General features: G+C 59.8%; 13 protein-coding genes. 8 read left to right on the top strand and 5 right to left on the bottom strand.

Translation table 11 applies throughout. The features are described from left to right. The first annotated feature begins 16 nt into the window (after positions 1-16). Positions 17-1,870: a molecular chaperone HtpG gene (gene htpG / locus HS103_06590; GenBank protein ID MBE7512464.1), complete on the top strand. Its 1,854-nt coding sequence runs from the start codon at positions 17-19 to the stop codon at positions 1,868-1,870. 236 nt (positions 1,871-2,106) lie between these two features. On the opposite strand, the gene HS103_06585 is transcribed toward htpG, so the two are convergent. Continuing rightward, a complete protein-coding gene (locus HS103_06585) occupies positions 2,107-4,623 on the bottom strand; it encodes a sodium-translocating pyrophosphatase (GenBank protein ID MBE7512463.1) in 2,517 nt (838 codons plus the stop codon). A 437-nt stretch (positions 4,624-5,060) separates the two neighbouring features. On the opposite strand from HS103_06585, the gene HS103_06580 reads away from it, so the two are divergent. The 4 genes from HS103_06580 to HS103_06565 are packed head-to-tail and all read left to right on the top strand — an operon-like array spanning position 5,061 to position 7,648. Beyond that, positions 5,061-5,294 carry a hypothetical protein gene (locus HS103_06580; GenBank protein ID MBE7512462.1) on the top strand — a complete coding sequence of 78 codons (234 nt, stop codon included), beginning with the start codon at positions 5,061-5,063 and terminating at the stop codon, positions 5,292-5,294. Then, positions 5,294-7,072 carry a carbamoyltransferase gene (locus HS103_06575; GenBank protein MBE7512461.1) on the top strand — a complete coding sequence of 593 codons (1,779 nt, stop codon included), beginning with the start codon at positions 5,294-5,296 and terminating at the stop codon, positions 7,070-7,072. The genes HS103_06580 and HS103_06575 overlap by 1 nt, the downstream gene beginning before the upstream one ends. A gap of 18 nt (positions 7,073-7,090) precedes the next feature. Continuing rightward, positions 7,091-7,330: a hypothetical protein gene (locus tag HS103_06570; GenBank protein MBE7512460.1), complete on the top strand. Its 240-nt coding sequence runs from the start codon at positions 7,091-7,093 to the stop codon at positions 7,328-7,330. A gap of 12 nt (positions 7,331-7,342) precedes the next feature. Beyond that, on the top strand, positions 7,343-7,648 hold the full coding sequence (locus tag HS103_06565) for a hypothetical protein (GenBank protein ID MBE7512459.1): 306 nt from the start codon (positions 7,343-7,345) through the stop codon (positions 7,646-7,648). A gap of 183 nt (positions 7,649-7,831) precedes the next feature. On the opposite strand, the gene HS103_06560 is transcribed toward HS103_06565, so the two are convergent. Next, complete coding sequence (locus HS103_06560) at positions 7,832-8,035, bottom strand: hypothetical protein (GenBank protein ID MBE7512458.1); 204 nt, start codon at positions 8,033-8,035, stop codon at positions 7,832-7,834. A 48-nt stretch (positions 8,036-8,083) separates the two neighbouring features. Further along, the gene (locus HS103_06555) at positions 8,084-9,505 is read right to left on the bottom strand and encodes a hypothetical protein (GenBank protein MBE7512457.1); all 1,422 of its coding nucleotides are present in this window, start codon (positions 9,503-9,505) and stop codon (positions 8,084-8,086) included. 363 nt (positions 9,506-9,868) lie between these two features. Here HS103_06555 and HS103_06550 point away from each other — a divergent pair, with 363 nt between their 5' ends. Both HS103_06550 and HS103_06545 read left to right on the top strand, forming a co-directional pair. After that, positions 9,869-10,513: a hypothetical protein gene (locus tag HS103_06550; GenBank protein MBE7512456.1), complete on the top strand. Its 645-nt coding sequence runs from the start codon at positions 9,869-9,871 to the stop codon at positions 10,511-10,513. Continuing rightward, on the top strand, positions 10,513-11,433 hold the full coding sequence (locus tag HS103_06545) for a hypothetical protein (GenBank protein MBE7512455.1): 921 nt from the start codon (positions 10,513-10,515) through the stop codon (positions 11,431-11,433). Before HS103_06550 ends, HS103_06545 begins: the two co-directional genes overlap by 1 nt. Before the next feature lie 51 nt (positions 11,434-11,484). On the opposite strand, the gene HS103_06540 is transcribed toward HS103_06545, so the two are convergent. Both HS103_06540 and mfd read right to left on the bottom strand, forming a co-directional pair. Further along, complete coding sequence (locus HS103_06540; protein ID MBE7512454.1) at positions 11,485-12,246, bottom strand: TIGR03943 family protein; 762 nt, start codon at positions 12,244-12,246, stop codon at positions 11,485-11,487. Between the two features lie 100 nt (positions 12,247-12,346). Continuing rightward, complete coding sequence (gene mfd / locus HS103_06535; protein ID MBE7512453.1) at positions 12,347-15,862, bottom strand: transcription-repair coupling factor; 3,516 nt, start codon at positions 15,860-15,862, stop codon at positions 12,347-12,349. Between the two features lie 350 nt (positions 15,863-16,212). Here mfd and HS103_06530 point away from each other — a divergent pair, with 350 nt between their 5' ends. After that, complete coding sequence (locus HS103_06530) at positions 16,213-19,377, top strand: PD40 domain-containing protein (protein ID MBE7512452.1); 3,165 nt, start codon at positions 16,213-16,215, stop codon at positions 19,375-19,377. Positions 19,378-19,399 lie beyond the last annotated feature (22 nt).

The following is a 19,399-nucleotide window of genomic DNA, read 5'->3' as shown; positions in this document are numbered from 1 at the left end:
GAGGAGTAAACCGCTTATGACTGCCGCCCAAACACAACGCTATGAATTCCGCGCCGAGGTGCAGCAGCTTCTGCATATCTTGGCGCACGCCCTGTACACAGATCGGGATATTTTTCTGCGGGAATTGGTGTCCAACGCCTCTGATGCGCTGAACCGCCTGCAATTTGAGCAGCTTACCAATGCTGATCTGCTTGATCCTGAGATGCCCCTAGAAATCCGCATCCGCGCCGATAAAGAAACGCGGACACTGACCATTCAGGACACGGGGATCGGGATGAACCGTGAAGAAATGATCGAAAATCTCGGCACAATTGCCCACTCTGGGGCGCTGTCCTTCCTGAAGGCAATGCGCGAGCGGGGCAACGCCAACAACGAGATCATCGGTCAATTTGGCGTCGGCTTTTATTCCGTCTTTATGGTGGCGGATAACGTCGTCGTCACCTCGCGCTCTTTCCGCAAGGGCGACACTGCCGCCACATGGACGAGCGACGGCAGCGGCTCTTACACGCTTGAGGATGCCGAAAAAGCCGAGCGGGGGACGACGATCACGCTCCACCTGAAAGAGGATGCCGAAGAATTCCTGACCGACTACCGCCTATCGGGAATCATCAAGAAACACTCGAATTACATCGCCTTCCCCATTTATGTGGGGGAGACGGTGGCGAACTCCCAAACGGCGCTGTGGCGACGCCCCGCCCGTGAGGTCTCAGCCGACGACTATACCGAATTCTACAAGCAGATCACCTATGATTTTGGCGCCCCGCTGCTGCACCTGCACCTTGCCGCCGATGCGCCCGTGCAGTTCTACAGCCTGCTTTATGTCCCCTCCAAACTGGATCGCGGCTTGCTGACCCAAGACGCCAGCGGGGGACCGCGCCTCTACGCCCGCAAGGTGCTGATTCAAGAACATGCGAAGGAACTGCTCCCCGAATGGATGCGCTTCATTGAGGGCGTCGTTGATTCCGAGGATTTACCGCTGAACATCTCCCGCGAGACGGTTCAGAGCAACCGCATGATGCAGCGCCTTAAGACGACCATCAGCGGGAAGATCATCGGGGAACTGGAATCGATTGCCGAAAAAGACCCCGAACGCTACACGACCTTTTGGCAGGAATTCGGGCGGATGATCAAAGAGGGCGTCGTCACCGATGCCGCCCACCGCGAACGGTTGGGGAAACTGCTCCGCTTCCGCTCCCTAAAACACCCAGAGGGGTGGCTCTCCCTTCAGGGCTATGTAGACGCCATGCCCGCTGATCAAACGGACATTTACTATCTGTTTGGCGATGATCCGAAGATCATCCAGCGCAGCCCGCACCTTGATGTGTTCCGGGCGCGGAACATTGATGTCCTGCTGCTGACCGAACAACTTGATGGCTTCTTGGTGAATGCCCTTGCCACCTTTGATGAGAAAAAACTGCACAACGGCGCCGATGCCGAGATCAACCTCCCCAACGCCAACGAGGGCGAGGACGCCCCAACCGGCGAGGCGCTCCCCGAAGACCGCTTGGTGTCCCTTGTCGAACGGATTGGCGAGGTCTTGGGCGAGCGTGTGCAGGGGGTGCGCGAATCGAAAGTTCTCACCGAGAGCCCGGCGCGGTTGGTCGCCCCCGATCAGGGTTTTGGGGCGGATATGGAGCGCGTCTATAAGATGCTGAACGAGCAGTTTGAAGTCCCCAAGCGGATTTTGGAGATCAACCCTCGCCATGCGCTGATTCGGGCGCTGGATACGGTGGACGATCCAACCTTAGCGGGGCAGTTGATTGAGCAGATTTTCGAGAGCGCCTTGCTCATCGAAGGGCTGCACCCCAACCCGATGGAGATGGTTGAGCGCATTCAGGCGATCATGGTTGCTGCCGCCTCGCGGAAGTAGGATGGGTGCGCTTTGCCGTTGGGCGATCAGGCAAGGCGGACGCCCAGGGGGTGTCCCTACGGTTTTGGGTCAGAACCCCTCACCCCTCTCCCACGCAAGCGAGGAGAGGGGGATAATTCATCCCCTCTCTCTGTTGACGGGGTGAGGGTTCCCAAGCCCCGAAGGGGTGGTTACTCCTAGCCCGCTGCTTTAGCGGCGGGCGACCACATTGGATCGCCCCTACATAGCCAAAAGGCTTACGCTGCGCCGCCTTCCACCGGAGCAACCGCTTCCGCCCCTTCAACACCGCGCTTGCTGCGCAACACCGCCCACGTGACCACCGCAAAGAGCAGCGCCATGATCACGAACACGGCAATTTGCGTGGTGGAAATTTCGCCGGATTTGACCCCTGCGAAATAGGTGACGATGATGGGCGCGGCGAGCAGCGAGACAAGGTTGACCACCTTGATCATCGGGTTCAGCGCCGGACCCGCCGTATCCTTGAAGGGATCCCCAACGGTATCGCCAACAACGGTTGCCTTATGCGCCTCGCTGCGCTTGCCGCCGTAATGCCCTTCTTCGACAAACTTCTTGGCGTTATCCCACGCGCCACCGGCGTTGGACATAAAGACCGCCATTAACTGCCCGGCAAGGATGATTCCGGCGAGGAAGCCACCGAGCGCCGGCGCACCGAGGATGAACCCGACGATCACCGGAATGGCAATCGCCATAATGCCGAGGGGGACAAGTTCGCGCTGCGCCGCTTGGGTAGAGACGCTGACGCACTCGGCATAGTCGGGCTTGACCGTGCCTTCCATGATCCCGGGCAGTTTCAACTGGCGGCGGACGACGTTGATCATCGTGAAGGCAGCGCGGTTCACGCTGGCGATGAGCAAGCTGCTAAAGAGGAAGATCAACCCACCGCCGATCAGCATCCCGATAAAGACAAGCGGATCGGCAATGTTGATGCCCGTCGCAAAGAGGGTCTTTTCCGGCGTGACGCCCGCCCCCAATTGGGCAATGCGCGTATCGGTGAGGAATGCCCCAAAGAGCGACACGGCGGCGATGACCGCCGAGCCGATGGCGACACCCTTCGTGATCGCCTTCGTGGTGTTGCCCACCGCGTCCAACTGTCCGAGCGTCTTGCCGCCCTCGCCGTCCGCCTCGCCCGCCAATTCCGCTACGCCTTGCGCGTTGTCGGAGATCGGACCGAAAGCGTCCATCGAGACGTTGTTCCCCGTCAGGGTCAACATGCCAATGCCTGTCATGGCAACACCGTAGAGGATTGCCGAAAACGCATCGACGCCGGGCAGCGGCGCAACGGTGAAGACAAGCAGCGAACCAAGGATGCTGCCAGCGATGACAATCACCGACCACACACTCGATTCCATGCCAGAGGAAAGCCCAGAGAGGATGACCGTTGCCGGTCCCGTTTGGGCGTTGCGGGCGATTTCCTTCACCGGCTTGTGTTCAGTATCGGTGAAGTACCCCGTGACGCGCTCAATGACAATTGCCAAGCCAATGCCGATGATCGTCGCCGCCAACGGCTGCCAGATGATGCTGCCGTTCGCCCCCTTCATATAGAGGACGGTGAGGATGATGAACATGACAATGCTGATTGCCGCCGAGATGTAGAAGCCGCGGAAAATCGCGCCGAGGGCGTTCTTTTCCTCGTTGGAACTGCGGACGAAGTACGTCCCGATGATCGACGCCAACACGCCGATACCGCGCACGACGAGCGGGAAAATGATCCAGATCACCGAGCCGGTGGCAAAGGAGAGCGCCAAACCGAGGATCAACGCCGAGACGATGGTCACTTCGTAGCTCTCGAAGATGTCCGCCGCCATACCTGCGCAGTCGCCCACATTGTCGCCCACGAGGTCAGCGATCACCGCTGCATTGCGGGGATCGTCTTCGGGCAAGCCCGCCTCAACCTTCCCTACGAGGTCAGCGCCAACGTCTGCCGCCTTTGTATAAATGCCACCGCCCACGCGCATAAAGAGCGCGAGGAGTGTCCCCCCGAAGCCGAAGCCGAGGAGCGCATCGGGCGATGCCAAGCCAAACAGGAGGAAAATAACCGTCCCCCCAAACAAGCCCAAGCCATCGGTGAGCATTCCCGTGATTGTGCCGGAACGGTAGGCGATGCGCAGCGCATCCTTGTAGCCGCGCTTGGTATCCACCGCCGCCGCCGCCACGCGGACATTGCCCTGTACAGCCATGTTCATGCCGATGAAGCCGACCATAGCCGAAAAGAGCGCCCCCATCAGGAAGCCACCCGCCCGCCCAAAGGCAACGTTGTTCCGCGCCGTCTCGCATTGATCGGCAACTCTGGAGATCGCTGCCTCCAACTGCCCACGCACCGCCGCCGCCCGATTTTGGGTTTCTAGGGTGGCGTCGGGTTTAGCGGCGTCGGCAAGGATTTGCGCCTCAGAGGGGTTTGCTGTAAGGTAGTCTTCTTCCGCCGTCTTTGCCAGATCGGGGCAGAACTGCTGCACCGAATAGGGTGAGGGCTTCACAATATAGACACTGAAGAACAAAACCACCATCAAAACAAGGATCAAAATGGCGATGATCCGCAGTTGGGAACGCAAGTAAGCGTTTGCCCCCAGACGGATATCGTTCCAGACCTCTTGCATCTTCGCTGAGCCTTTCGGCTCCCGCAAAATTTGAAGTGCTAGGAAAATCGCGTACAAAATGCCCGCGATGGCGATCCCCAACACACCGTAAATCAGGGTGCGTTCGAGATCAGAAATTTTCAACAATTGTGGTGCCATTCTCGACTGGATTCCTCCTGCTATATCTGCCTGATGCAGACCCAAAAAAACACCCACAATGTGGGGTGTGTGAGGCGAAGATTGTACTGATAGTGTGAAGGATTTTCAAGGGAAGAAGGCAAACCCACGATCCACTAGGGAGTGCTTGAGGCAAGCCGGCGCACGGGGGGAAATCAGCGCGGGGTCGCAGCGGGGCGTTCCTCCGGCGCTTACAGTATTTTTCAAGTAGATTGACCCCTTAATGGTTGACAGCCTCGCTTATCACGATATACTTACCAATCGGTTAGGCAGTGGTGATCAAGGGGTAAACGAACGACGCCCGCCCTTCTTGTAAGAAGGCTGGTTGCCGCCCAACCAGTGAGGGTACTGCACGTTGGCGTTTCTCAGAGTGTACACTCTGTTCAGTTTGTTTTGTCTACCTCATGAAGGATCACCCGTTGTCTAATCCGCTACGCATTGCTTGGGGACGCTTCCGTAACATTGGCGAGGCGCAGGGCGAATACATTGCCGCCTTTGTCACCTTCCTTATGTACTTCACTGTGATCGTCCCCTTTGCCCTGATCGCCCGTTACGCTATAGACCCCCTAGAAATGCGTAAAAACACAGCCCCCCACTGGCGCAGCCGAAAGCCCGTTGGCGCGGCGCTTGAGGATGCCCGGAGTCAATCCTGATGTATATTCTCGGTCTGTCCTTCTACTACCACGACTCGGCGGCGGCGCTGATCAAGGATGGCGAACTTGTCGCCGCCTCGATGGAAGAACGCTTCAGCCGCGTCAAAAACGACAATACGTTTCCCGAACAGGCAATCGCCTTCTGCCTGCGCAAGGCGCAGATCACCGCCGCCGATCTCGATTACGTTGTCTTTTATGAAAAACCGTTCGTCAAATTCGAGCGGATTCTGATGACTGTCCTCAGCACCTTCCCCCGCTCGCGGGATGTGTGGAAGGAAGCGATGGCGGTGTGGCTGCCGGAAAAGCTGTGGGTCAAGACGAAACTTCAGCAGCATTTGCGCGTTCCGGCGGGGAAAATCCTGTTCAGCGATCATCACATGTCGCACGCCGCCAGCGCCTTTTATTGTTCGCCCTTTGAGGAAGCCGCCGTGATCACCCTAGACGGGGTGGGCGAGTGGACGACCACCACAACCGGGCGGGCAAAGGCGAATTGGGACGGGAAGGGGCAAAACGAGATCATCCTGAACGAGGAACAGCGTTTCCCGCACTCGTTGGGCTTGCTCTATTCAGCGTTTACGGCGTTCCTCGGCTTTAAGGTGAACGAGGGCGAGTACAAGGTGATGGGGATGGCGCCCTATGGCGAACCGCGCTTTGTGGACAAAGTGCGCAAGCTGATCGATTTGGGCAGCGATGGCAGCTTTCACCTGAACATGGATTACTTCAAGTTCCACCGTTCAGCGACGGAAACCTATAACCAGAAATTCACCGATCTGTTTGGCGTCCAGCGCACGCCAAGCGACGATTTCTTCACGATGCTGACGAACCCCGAACGCGCTGGCGAAAAAGAGGCGATGGCGCTCAACCAGTATTACGCCGATGTCGCCGCCAGCGTACAGGCGGTGACCGAAGAAGCGATCTTGAACATCGCCCGCCACCTGCACGCCCAAACAGGGCTGAAGAAACTGGTCATGGCGGGCGGCGTGGCGCTCAACAGCGTCGCCAATTTCAAGGTGCTGCACGAAACGCCCTTTGAGGAAGTTTACATCCAGCCCGCCGCTGGCGATGATGGCGGGGCGCTTGGGGCGGCGCTGTGGGCGTACCATTCCGTCCTGAATATGCCCCGTAAGATGGTCATGAAGGACGCCTACTGGGGCGAGGAATACAGCGACGCCGAGATCGAAACGTTCCTGAAAGAGAACGGCATTGCCTACGAGAAGATTGAGGACGACACCAAGCTGACGACGATGGTTGCTGAGGCGATCACAAAGGGCGAGGTGATCGGTTGGCATCAGGGGCGCTTTGAGTGGGGTCCGCGGGCGTTGGGCAACCGGAGCATCCTTGCCGACCCACGCCGCAGCGAGATGAAAAACGTGGTGAACACGAAGATTAAATACCGCGAGCCGTTCCGTCCCTTTGCGCCTGTCGTTTTGGCAGAGCGGGCGACGGACTTCTTCGAGTTTCCCGATGTGGCAAGCCACTACCCGCCGCGCTTTATGTTGATGGTCTCGCCCGTGAAGCCCGATAAATATGAGGTGATTCCGGCGACGACCCATGCCGGCGGAACAGGGCGCTTACAGACCGTTGACCGCCAGACAAACGCGAAATACTACGACGTGATCAAAACCTTTGGCGAGATCACGGGCGTTCCCGTCCTGTTGAACACCTCGTTCAACCTGCGCGGCGAACCGATTGTGAACACCCCCGCCAATTCGTTCAACACGTTTAGCAAAAGCGGGTTGGATCGCTTGGTGGTGGGTCCGTATATGGTACGAAAGTAAAGGCTGTAGGACTCTGTTATGACAACGAATGAGACGCTAGACAAGATGACCATTCCGGTGGCGAACGCCGCCCCGAAAGCAACCTGGCTTGACGACGCCAAATCCCGTTTGGGGGTGATTGGCGAACTCTTTGGCTTTTTGTGGAAGGTGCGCCTGTGGTGGCTGATCCCGATGATCGTGCTGCTGCTGGTGTTCTTCGTCGTGTTTGTGATTCTGCCCGCTAGCCCGTTGGCGCCGTTCATCTACACGCTGCACTAGACGGGACATAGCATGAATACCCTTCCTAGTTGGTTGGCGGCGCTCCTCATCGGAGGGGCGGTTGCCGTTGTGTTTGGGATTTTTGTTGCCCGCAAAGCGGAACAAAAGAAGCCGATAGCGGGCGGAGGTTTAGCGCGGGTGCTGCACTACCTCGGCACGGTGGCGGTAGTCACCCCACCGCCGACGCTCCTCTTGGGGGCGTTCGTCTTTCGGATTCAGTTTGGCGAGGCGGCGGGCATCTGTGTGGGGAGTTTGGCGCTTGGCTTTGGGCTGTTGGTCATTTTTGCCCTTGTGGGGGGCGAAAATGCGCCGGCATAACCTCCACCCGTAGGGACGCCCCCTGGGGCGTCCGTTTCCGCCCGCCGTATTAAGCCCCAACGGGGCGGTTATTCCTAGCGCGTGGGTTTCAGCCCCGCGCCATCCCCCGCCCCCCAAAGGGTGGGGTGGCTGATATGCGCCCTCATAATCTCGCCTCCGTTGAGGGTACTGAAATCGGGCTGGTCATTCGCCCCCTGGCTTTTTGGGTTTGCCGCCCTTCCGCGCCCCCCAATGGATTGTCCGCCCGCACGCCGCACAGACATAGCCGATCACCTGAATCCCATTGCTGTAAAGTTTTTGCCCCTGTTGAGAAAGTTCTGGGCGTTCCGCCCCGCACGCCGGGCAGCGCACCGGACGCGGGGGCGATGTGTCGTTTGATTCGGTCATTCTGATTCCGCTCCTCACCCTAACAACGTAGATAGTTTGCCGATGCCCTCACCCACCAAAGAACGGATTCCGCTTCCGTTCCAGCCGCAACGAGGCATGGCGCACCGCCGGCAGGTGTTCCGCCGCCCCCAACGCCGCCATGCTGAGCGCCACCGCCGCATCGATCTTGCCGCCCGTCGTCGGTTTGATAAGGCGCACCCCGCGATCACTGGCGGCGATCAAGGCATTTAGGACGTGTTCACGCAGCAGCGGATCGCCATCGTGTGCCAAGCGCCCGCCGAGGATCAGGTGGCGCAGGTGAGTATCCGCTTGCACCCGCGCCGCCGTCTGGGGAAACTCGATCATCGTCACCCCCGCCCGACGGCAAAGTTCCGCCACCGCCGCCATTTGGTAGGGGTCGTACAGCACCGCCGCCACATGGCGCGTTTTTGCTAGGGCGATGATCTCCGGCGTGATTGTCTCCGTAAGCTGGATGGGCGCGTCGGGGCGACCCCGCCAAACCCGCGTGTAGACGACTTCAATCCGCTTCTCCGTCCATAGGCAGCCGACAAGCGCCGTCGTATCCGCTGTGGTGGCGGCATCGGCGGCGAAGATCAGCGGGCGGGGATCACCGGATGGCGGCAGATCGAGCGCCGGATCGTAACAGGCATCCCACTGGGCGGGCGTCAGGAACGAATCCGCCCCGCGCACCCGACGGTTTTCCCACACGCGAAGGTATTCCGAAGGGGCGAGGACGCGCCGCTGTTCGGCAAGGTATTCCGCCGTGTGCCACGCCATGCGCGGGGTGTGATCGTGGTAGAGGAACAGCCGTCCGGCACGCCAGCAGGCGGGCTGCCCGTCGCCGTCCTCAATATCCGCCAGTTCGGGGATCGCCTCCCCCGCCAGCGCCGTGTCGATCATGCTGTGCCAGAAAGCGCTTTGTCCCTCCCATCCGGCGTAGCCGGTGTAGAACACGAGGGGATCGCGGCGGGTGGGCGGTGGGCTGAACTCCGTATGAAGGCGGACGGCGCTCTCGTGAATGACGCCCCAGGGTTCGTCAACGGTGGCAAGGCTGAAGTTCGCGCCCGCCTCGCCGCGATAATCGGACGGAATGGCACGGATGGTTGTCCCGTTGGCAAGGGTGATCGTCGTCCCGCTAAGACGGTGAGCCGCCTTGCCTTGTGTCAGCGCCGCCAGCGCATAGCGCCAGACTCGCGTCCGCGCCCCCTCTAGATCGTTGGCGAGGACATACTGTTCGCCGGGCGTCTCCACATGCCAGCCATACCAAAGCTGCACGCCCGCCGCAAGGGTTGATTTGGCGCTCTTTTTGGGGCAGCTCCAGACGATGCGGCTGTAGGGCAGAGGATCATCGCCAGCGGGGAAACAGTGATCGAGAATGCGCCGCCACGCGGGGGGGAACACCGCCCGCTGTCCGCGTTTGTCATGCAAGAAAAGATGTTCCGTAGCCCATGCGGTGAAGGGCGGACGCATATGCCGATTCCTCCTCTCTTGGGGGCAGCAGTCTAGCACAGACGTTCGCAAGCCAACAGGGAGAAGTTGGGTAGAAAGGGGTTAGGGGATGGTTTGCGCCCGTATAATCCTGCGCCTCGTAGGGACGCCCCCTGGGGTGCCCGCCTATGCCCGACGGTAAACCATCGGGCTAAGAGTAACCGCCCCTACGGGGCTTGAAAGGCATCCGCACTTCGTCTTAAGCCCCAACGGGGCGGTCAGCCTTAGCGCGGGCATTTTAACCCCGCGCTGGTCGCCCGCCCGCCCTCACCCCATCCTCAATTTGCGGTAGAATCCCTTACGCTCTACACTAAGGGCGGTTTCGCATACACCGTGAGGATTTGCATGGCGACCACGCTCACCGCTGCCACCTACGACGACGCCCACGCTTTCTGGGAAGGCGGCAATTACGAACTGAACATCACCTTTGACACGCTGCGTGACCGCCAGTGGCAGCAGGTTGTCCAGACACTTTGGGAACACCCATCGCTCAATGGTCCCCTCAGCGCACGGCACAGCCCCGGACAGCCGCCCGCTGGCAAACAGGCGATTCAAGCCCCGCCCCCCACCGCCGCCCTCATCCAGCATGGGCAGCTTGCCGTAGAATCGTTCATCGTGGGCTGTGATGTGCAGGCGACACGCTCCCTGTTTGAATGTGTCTCAATCCTCATCCCCTTAGGGATGTTCGCTAATATTGAGAGCGATTCCGGTGTGCGGGCGCGTCACCCCGAACTGCACGCCCTCGACCTTGTGTTTTACGATATTGCGCTCGCCGTCTATGATGCAGCGCCCTTTCAGGTTGCCGCCATTGGCTTTGAGCGTTCCTGTCAACTGATCACCGAACTGAAAACGGACTTTCTGGCGCGGCACAACTTCCTCGTCAGCGGCAACTTCCTTGCCCAAGAGCGCATCCTTGCCGAGATTGAACCCGACCTAAGCGGCTATCAAGAGGTGCGTCCGGGGTTGCGCTGGATGCCCGCCAAATATTGATGACTGCCCTACCCTTAGAATTCGCCATTCTGCGGACGCTGCTCTATGCCGATGTATTTGAGTTTCCGCTGACCACACAAGAAATTCACCAGTTTTTGATCGGCGTCACGGCGACGACTGCTGAGGTCGAAACCGCGCTGGCAAGCTCTCCCCTGTTGGCGGAAATACTCATTGAGCAAAACGGCTGTTGGGCGCCCCGCCAGAGGGCGGAAAGCCTTGCCCTACGGCGGGAGCGGGAAGCTATCTCGGAGCGGCTGTGGGGCGCTGCGCTGCGTTATGGGCGCGGCTTGGCGGCGCTCCCCTTTGTGCGGATGGTGGCGATCACTGGCGCCCTTTCGATGCGCAATGCCACCGCCGCCAACGATGATCTCGATTATCTGATTGTCACGACGCCCGGACGGGTGTGGCTGACGCGCCTGTTTGCGGTGATCCTCGTGCGGTGGGCGCGGCTGTGGGGAATCCGCCTTTGCCCGAATTACGTCTTGGCCGAGACGGCGCTTTCCCAAGCGCGGCGCGATCTCTACATTGCCCATGAAATCGCTCAAATGATCCCCCTCTCTGGCATGGCGCTTTACACGGCGATGCGCCACAGCAATGCTTGGACGGTGGACTACTTGCCAAACGCCGAGGCGCCGCTTTACCCCTTGCCCGATCACACACCGCAGGGGGTGGGGCGTTGGCTGCAATGGGTGGGGGAGCGAATTTTTGGCGGCGCGTGGGGGGATCGTCTTGAGCGGTGGGAAATGCGCCGTAAACAGCGCAAATTTCAAGATGTGCTGCCCGCTGCGCCGGCAAGTGCCGCTCAGTTGGACGCTGAACAGGTGAAAGGGCATTTTGAGGATCACGGAGCGCGTATCCTCGCCGCTTACGAGGCACGTTTGGCGGCGCACATGCCGACCCTTGATGTCACGTCGGGCTGAGGTGGGGGTGCGTACTGTGCGCCCGCCTCCCTTGCCCGCCCACCCCGCACCCTATGGATACAAATAGGGACGATCTGGCATTGCCGTTGGCTCAATGGAGTCCGCGATTAGGACGGGGGTTGGCGTATTATCGAAGGGGCGCACGGCAAATTTCCCGCGCACCCGCACCCATGAATCCTGCGGGAAGTCCGGCGCGGCGGGCGATTCGATGAGCACCCCAAATGCCTGGGCATCCGCTGTGCAGCATTGCATCACGAAGCGGGCAACCATGAACTGATCCTCCCGCGTAAAGCGAATGTCGCGGTAGACGAAGCCAATCACCTCAGCGGTTTGCCCGTTAAATTCCTCTGGTGTTTCGGCGGCGGTGAAGGCGCGGACCCAATCAAGGATGTTGCGGCTTTCGGGGGCAATGCTGTACGCTCCGGCGGGCGCGGCGCTGATCGATAGAGTGATTCCACTCCCGCCAATAGCGGCAGAAGTGAGCGGTTTTGCCGGAACAAGCGTCCCTAACGCCAGCGGCGTGGCGATCAGCGCCAAGACGCCCCACGAGATCGGTTTTCTCTCGTTTCCTTTGCCATGCGCGGCGGGCGCGGTGATCAACACCCGCGTCGTCGATTCTGGCGGGGCGGGTGGGGCATCCCGCAGCAGCCCAGAGACGCGCACCCCACCCAAGAGGATCAACATAACCCCGGCAACAACGGGCAGCCAGTAAAATTGGGCGGCAATGTAATAGGCAATCTCTCCCGTCAGGCGCGTTTCCAAAAGGTAAATCCCCAATAACAGAAGGATTGCCGCTTCAAGTCCTTTGCGCATTGTGTCCGTCCCTAATCTGACATACTCCCCAGTCCCCAAAGCAGGGGTTTCACGGCGCTTTTGCTAAGGGGCGTACTATTGTTGTCGCCCCGACAAAAAATTACCCCACCGCCGCCCCATCTGTCTGAGGGGGCAGCCGTGCTAACAAACGCAAGAGCCGCCCTTCCCACCCCTCCTCAGCGCGGGAGAGCCATACTGCCGTCCGGCTGACGCGCACGCCATGTCCTAAATAGCGCTGCAAACCAGCGCGATCCACATGGGCAAGGTAGGGCAGGCGAATTGCCAATTGATCGCCGTCGGCGGTGATCGCCCCTACACCAGCCTCCGTTGCCAGCAGTTTAACGCGAATCCCAAACAACAGCCCTTGCACCTCACTTGGAAGCGCTCCAAAGCGATCTGTCAGTTCTGCCTGAATCTCATCAATGGCGGCAAGGGTCGTTACATCGGCAAGGCGGCGGTAGAACTGCAAGCGCATGGCGCTATCGCTCATGAAGGAAACTGGCACATAGGCGGGCAGAGGGAGATCAATCGTGATCGGGGCGGCGGTGCCGGGGAGCGGCAGAACAGACGGCGCGGACGGGCGGGCATTGGGGGCGGTTTCTGCCCGCAGCCGCGCCACCTCGCGGGAGAGAAGTTGTGTATAGAGGTGAAAGCCCACCGAGGCGATGTAGCCGCTCTGACGGTTGCCGAGGAACTCGCCCGCGCCGCGAATTTCCAGATCGCGCATGGCAATGTTGTAGCCCGCGCCAAGTTCGGTCTGTTCGGCAATCGTATCCAGACGGGCGCGGGCGTCGCTGGTGAGGTGCGCCCCCTTTGGATAGAACAGGTAGGCATAGGCGCGGTTTGCCCCCCGCCCCACCCGTCCGCGCAGTTGATATAGCTGCGCCAACCCAAGCGCATCGGCACGATCCATCATGATCGTGTTCGCGTTGGGAATATCCAACCCGCTCTCGATGATTGTTGTGCAGAGCAGCACATCTGCCTCGCCGCCAGCGAAGGTGGTCATCACCTGTTCAAGCTCATCTTCCGCCATTTGCCCATGCCCAATGAGCAGCCGTGCCTCTGGGACAATCCGCCGCAGATGATCGGCAACACTGTCGATGGTCATGACGCGGTTATGGACAAAATAGACTTGCCCGCCTCGGTCAATCTCGCGCAGGATTGCCCCGCGCACCAATTTTTCGTCATAGGCGCCCACATGGGTAATCACCGGCAGGCGCTCGGCGGGGGGCGTTTGGATCATGCTGATGTCCCGAATTCCGGCAAGGCTCATGTAGAGCGTGCGGGGGATGGGCGTCGCTGTCATGGTCAGCACGTCTACTTCGGTGCGCATCCGCTTCAGCCGCTCTTTGTGGGTGACGCCGAAACGCTGCTCCTCATCAATGACCAGCAAGCCCAGATCGCGGAAGGCAACGTCTTGTTGCAAGAGGCGGTGTGTGCCGATCAGAATGTCGATTTTCCCTCGCGTCAGCAGATCAAGGATCGCCCGCTGCTCTTTGGGGGTGCGAAAACGAGAGAGCATTTCGACCTTCACCGGAAAGGCGGCAAAGCGCTGGCTGAAGGTGTTGAAGTGCTGCTGTGCCAAGATCGTTGTGGGGACGAGGACGGCAACCTGTTTGCCATCCATGATCGCCTTGAACGCCGCACGCAGGGCAACCTCTGTTTTGCCATAGCCCACATCGCCGCAGATCAGGCGATCCATTGGTGTAGGACGCTCCATATCCGCCTTCACCTCGGCAAGGGCGCGAAGTTGATCGTCCGTCTCAAGGTAGGGGAAAGACGCCTCTAACTCCGCCTGCCAATGGCTGTCTGGCGAGAAGGCATGTCCCTTCACGGCGGCGCGGCGGGCATAAAGATCGAGCAGTTCTTTCGCCACTTCCTCGGCAGCGCGGCGGGCGGCTTCCTTTTTCTGCGCCCATTCAGACGATCCCAAGCGGGAGAGCGTTGGGGCGGCATCGTCTGCCCCCACATAGCGGGAGAGCCGATCTGCCTGATGAATGGGGACGTAGAGCATGTCATCGTTGGCGTATTGGAGGGCAAGGTATTCCCGCGTCCCGCCATCCAGTGAGCGGCGCTGTAAGCCGACAAAGCGCCCGATCCCGTACTCCATGTGAACGATGTAATCGCCCGCTGTGAGGTCAGCAAAATAGGACTCAGGGGAGACACTGCGCTGGATGATGCGGCGGCGTGGTTCGGGGCGTTTCCAGCCGAAAATCTCGGCATCGGTGAGCAGGTGCAACGGACTCTGATCGGTGTGGAGAGTCCAGCCCTCGGTTAGCGCCCCTTCGACAAAAACAATGCCCTCCGGTGGGCTGTCAAGGCGGCTCACGGGGTGGTTTGTCCCGCCACGCTCCGCCCAAAGTTCGGCAAGACGCTGCGCTTGGTTGCTGACGATCACAGCCTGATCGATCTCATAGAGGGAGTCCAAGAAGCTGCGAAGCTGCCCGCCAAAGCGCCCGGCGGGGCGGAAGGCAGCCCCTAACACGTCCTCATCGGGAAAGGACTCCCCGTCCCGTTCCATCCCCCCGCCGAGGTGCAGGGGGCGGCGGGCGCGGATTGCCTCGTGGAGGTCTGTCCATGGCAGGTAGGGGAGCGGGTAATCGGGCGGGATCAGACCGGCGCGGCAGTTTTCGTCATACTGCCCAACGGCTTGGCTCTCTAAATCTTCGACAGCCTCTTGGAGGGCGGCGAAATCATCGACAATCAGGAGCGCCTCATCGGGGAGGTAATTCAAGAGGCTGGTCGCTGAGTTGTAGAGGTAGGGAAGGTAGAAATCGAGGGTTGGGAATGCCGTTTCCGAGGCGAGATCGACGCTATCGGCAGCGAAGGTGTCGGAATCATCGGCGGCGGCATGAGAATCAAACCAACCGCGCAGCCGTTCGGCAGCGGGGGCGGCATATTTAGGGAGCGACTCGCGGGCTGGAATCACCGCCACCGACTCAAGAGAGGCGCTGGATCGCTGTGTGCCGGGGTCAAAGGTGCGGATGCGCTCAATCTCGTCGCCAAAGAATTCAAAGCGCACCGGACTCTCGGCATCAATGGGAAAGAGGTCAACGATTCCCCCTCGGCGGCTGAACGTCCCCGGCTCCGTGACAATCGTGGCAGGCAGGTAGCCGATTCCCAACCAGAAACGCATGATCTGATCGGGATCGGCACGCCCACCGACCTTGATCAGCCGCGAGGAGGCGCGGAAATCGCGGGGGGGGAGCGTGCGTGTCATAAGGGCGTGGGCAGAACTGACGATGATCGGCGGCGTTTCACGGCGCACGCCAATGGGTGGAAGAAAGGCTGCTAATGCGGCAAGGCGTCCGCGAATGGTCGTCGTATTCCAGCCAGCATGGTCGTAGAAAATGGCGCTTGGCTCGGCAAAGCGGTGAATGGGATGATCCGGCAGCCAGACAGGGAGTTGTTCGGCAAGGGTGTACGCCCGTTCCGCGCTGCCCGTCAAGATGAGCGCAGGGCGGTTTAAGGCGTTCGCCAGAGCCGCCGCGACAAAAGGGCGGGCAGAACGCATCACGCGCTGATCACCCACCGGCTGCCCCTGAGCAAGACGGGTGAGGATGGGGCGAAAACTTGAGAGCGATTCGAGACGCGAAAGCAGACCGTGAAGCTGCATGACACCTCAGCACCGTAACCAACGCAATGGTCTATTTTCGCGGAAAGGGGCGGCGCTGTACAGATGAAATTTTATTGCAGTACCCTCACTGGTTGGGCTGCAACCAGCCTTCTTACAAGAAGGGCGGGCGTCGTTCGTTTACCCTGTGATCACCACCACCTAACCCATTGGTACGTATATCATGATACGTGGGACTGTCAACCATTAAGGGGTCAATCTCCTTGAAAAATGCTGTAGGGGTGTGGGAGTAGTCCATCCGTAGGGAACTTGTACAGCGCGCCCCTTGACATTGTACGGGGGGGGGTAATATTAGCGGCGGTCTAGTATTACACCCGTGAGATTGCCTTCTTATGCGCCGTCGGCTGAGTCTGGTTATCCTTTTGCTGAGTGGATTCGCCTTGCTCTGTGCGGGCGCCGCGCTGGTGCGTCCGGTCAGGTCGCAGGATGCGCCGACGCTCACCCCCGCCGCGCCAATGGAAATCCACCTCCGCGTCCCCGCCGACGATGCGATGAGTTTGGCGCTGGCGATTCACTACGCAAACAGCGCCGCGCCGCGCTCGGATGCGCTCCCTGTTCATATTTACCTCGATGGCGGGACATACGCCTTCGCCGCTGCCGGTACAGCGCAGACGCCACAGTTTCCCTCCCTCAGCGGGCATGTTATCCTTCATGGGGGGGCGGCGACGCTGGCAGTGGAGGGAACGCCGATCCGCCTCAGCCCGACGGCGAAGGTGACCATGCGTCATGTCCGTATTGAGGGGCGCGGGGAGGCGGGACGCAGCCTGCTGAACGAGGGGACGTTGACCATCGAGGACAGCCAGATCAGCGCTTTGAGTGGGGCGGAGGGAGGCATCGCCAATGCTGGACGGCTGACTCTCGTGCGGGTCACGCTGGGGGCGGTGCGGGGGCGCACTGCCGCGCCGGGCGGGGCGATCTTCAACACAGGTTCAACAGCGGGGACATGCACTGCCTTCCTTGCCAACCACGCCTCGCAAGGGGGAGCGCTCTACAATGCCGAGGGCGGCGCGGTAATGCTCACCAAAGCGACCTTTTCCGGCAACACGGCGAACGGCGGGGGGGCGATCTTCAACGCGGACGCCGCCGCCGTTCTCATTGAGGAGGGCTATTTTGGCGGCGGGATGCCAAGCATTAACGAACTGACCTTTGGCACGGATACGCTCAGCGAACGGGTGGATGTCCAGTTGGCGGCGGCTGACCCGCGCCTTGACCCCGCCTGCGCCTTGACTGCGCCTGAGCCACCGCCCGCCAGCGCCGAAAGCATCTGGGCGACGACCAGTCAGGGGAATGTTCCCGCCAGCGCCAGCATCGTCACCCCGCCGTCGGGGGCGCTGCGCGTCGTCACCTTATTAAATCCCTCCACCGCCCGCATCACCGACGCCGGCGGCGGCATGGCGACTCTGCCCTTGACGAATGCCCTCACCCCGCCGCTCTACCGCCACGATGGGCGCTACTTCCTCTACCTGTCGAATCGCGGCAGTGTCGATATCTACCGCGTGGATGCCCTCAGCGGCGCTGAAATGAACCTAACGAACACGCCTGAGAACGAAGGGCAGCCGGTGTGGTCGCCCGATGGGACGCAGATCGCCTACCCGGTTGGCGGACAAATTGTGATACGCTCCCTGAGTGGGGAGGTGCTGCGCACCCTGAACAGCGGCGGGTATTCCCTTTCGTGGTCGGCGGATGGGACAGAGCTTTTCTACCTTGCTTTGCTGTCTCCCACCAACAGCGCCCGAATCTATGCTCAGCGTGCCGATGGGTCGGACAGCCCCCGCCTGATCACCCCGCAGGGCGGCTATAACGCTGCCTATGACCTGATCGGGCTTCAGCACGCCCCGACAGCGTCCCTTCTCGCCTTCAACCACGTCCTGATCGGCACAGAGTATTACCCCGACTCAGGGCAGGTGCAGTCGATTCAGCCCGATGGGAGCAGCCGCCGCGTGATTTGGACGCTTGGATCGGGAGCGAATTACCCCCTTCAGTGGTCGCCGGACGGGACGCGCTTAGCGACGACGAACGATGCCCGCACGGTGATCCTCGTCCGTGCCGATGGGTCGGGGCGCGATGCCCATCCGGGGATGGCGTTCCTCGGCGTCCCCCCGACGTGGTACGTGCCGGCGCAGGCGCAAGCAACGCCGACGCCTGTGCCGACGGCAACACCTACTTGGCTACCTACCAAAATAGCGACAGCGAAAACGCTGAACATCCTCACCGTATTTTGCCAATACACACCGGACCCTGCCAACCCACTGCCAACACCGCCCGTTCCTTACAGCGTCCCCTACCTTGTCAGCCTTGAACTCGCCAAGAGGGTGTTTCCTAGTGTTGTCGATTTCTGGTCGGCGCAATCGCAAGGGAAAATAACGCTCAACATGGCAACGTTTCATTCCAGTTGGCTGACGATGACCACTACCAGCTATAGAGAGTCTTCAGATACCCCTTACAGCTTTATTGCCACAGATTGTCTCACGCAAGCCGTACACGAGGGAGTCGATCTAAATCCATTTGTGCGATCCAACAACGGCGTTGTGCTCCTCTTTTTTGACTACTTCTTATGGAATGGGGCAGCCGCGTTTGCGCCGTCTCTGGGAATAATGCCCCAAATCTATATCGATGGCTCGCTTTACGCGATAGACCCTATCTTTGTGGGGAATGTTCAGTCGATGATCAATATCCCCTCTCTTCAGGCAACAGTTGCCCACGAGATCGGACATATTCTTGGGTTACTTCACTCGTATTCGCCCTACTATCTTCCAGGGGATGTCTATGGATCGGCATGGGATGTGATGAGCAACGCAGCCGGGACGCATCTTATCTATCCCACACCAAATCCTGTTCCCCCCTTGGCGACACCGACTGCCGCCTTCCTTGTCCCCTGTGGGCAGTGGCAGACGGTTGACCAAGTGTGTATTCCCATCAATGCCATTCCTATTCATCGCTATTATGCAGGGTGGGTTCAGCCCGCAGAGGTGGAAACGATTAGCGCACCCACGACCAAAACCATTCGCCTGAAGGTTCTGGACAGTTCTCCGATTGATACCAACCAGAACGAACGGTACATGATTCGCATCGACCTCCCGACGCGAACGGAGGATGCTGACTTTTATACGGTAGAGGCGCGGATGAATCGTCCCGACCAAGCCAGTTACGACAATGGTCTTCCGATAGATCGTCCGGTGGTACTTATTCATCGTGTTAAAGAGCCAGATTACGAGAGTCCCATTGCCCAAGTTGGACGACCTGTCATCCTTGACATTGATAAACGAACGCTTAATGCCGAAGGCTATAAGGTTGGGTACATCTGCAACCACAGTAAAGATGAACGTGGAAATGCAAATGATTCAGGCTCGGTATTCTTCACAGGTGAGGACTTTATCGATGAAAAACAAGCTATCCGGGTGAAGGTAGTTGAGTTTTACCCAGAGACCGAAATGTTTGAGATTGAGGTATCTGTTGGACAACCTGTGCCTCCACCCCTACCGGGCGTATGCCCATAACCAGCGAAGCGAAAGGCGATTC

Source organism: Anaerolineales bacterium (assembly GCA_015075625.1).
Taxonomy (GTDB): Bacteria; Chloroflexota; Anaerolineae; order Aggregatilineales; family UBA2796; genus UBA2796.
This window is presented reverse-complemented; position numbering and strand designations above follow the sequence as displayed.

Excerpts from the sequence above, each read along its gene's own strand:
- htpG (MBE7512464.1), top strand. The coding sequence starts at position 17 with ATGACTGCCGCCCAAACACAACGCTATGAATTCCGCGCCGAGGTGCAG.
- HS103_06585 (MBE7512463.1), bottom strand. The coding sequence starts at position 4,623 with ATGGCACCACAATTGTTGAAAATTTCTGATCTCGAACGCACCCTGATT.
- HS103_06575 (MBE7512461.1), top strand. The coding sequence starts at position 5,294 with ATGTATATTCTCGGTCTGTCCTTCTACTACCACGACTCGGCGGCGGCG.
- HS103_06570 (MBE7512460.1), top strand. The coding sequence starts at position 7,091 with ATGACAACGAATGAGACGCTAGACAAGATGACCATTCCGGTGGCGAAC.
- HS103_06565 (MBE7512459.1), top strand. The coding sequence starts at position 7,343 with ATGAATACCCTTCCTAGTTGGTTGGCGGCGCTCCTCATCGGAGGGGCG.
- HS103_06560 (MBE7512458.1), bottom strand. The coding sequence starts at position 8,035 with ATGACCGAATCAAACGACACATCGCCCCCGCGTCCGGTGCGCTGCCCG.
- HS103_06555 (MBE7512457.1), bottom strand. The coding sequence starts at position 9,505 with ATGCGTCCGCCCTTCACCGCATGGGCTACGGAACATCTTTTCTTGCAT.
- HS103_06550 (MBE7512456.1), top strand. The coding sequence starts at position 9,869 with ATGGCGACCACGCTCACCGCTGCCACCTACGACGACGCCCACGCTTTC.
- HS103_06545 (MBE7512455.1), top strand. The coding sequence starts at position 10,513 with ATGACTGCCCTACCCTTAGAATTCGCCATTCTGCGGACGCTGCTCTAT.
- HS103_06540 (MBE7512454.1), bottom strand. The coding sequence starts at position 12,246 with ATGCGCAAAGGACTTGAAGCGGCAATCCTTCTGTTATTGGGGATTTAC.
- mfd (MBE7512453.1), bottom strand. The coding sequence starts at position 15,862 with ATGCAGCTTCACGGTCTGCTTTCGCGTCTCGAATCGCTCTCAAGTTTT.
- HS103_06530 (MBE7512452.1), top strand. The coding sequence starts at position 16,213 with ATGCGCCGTCGGCTGAGTCTGGTTATCCTTTTGCTGAGTGGATTCGCC.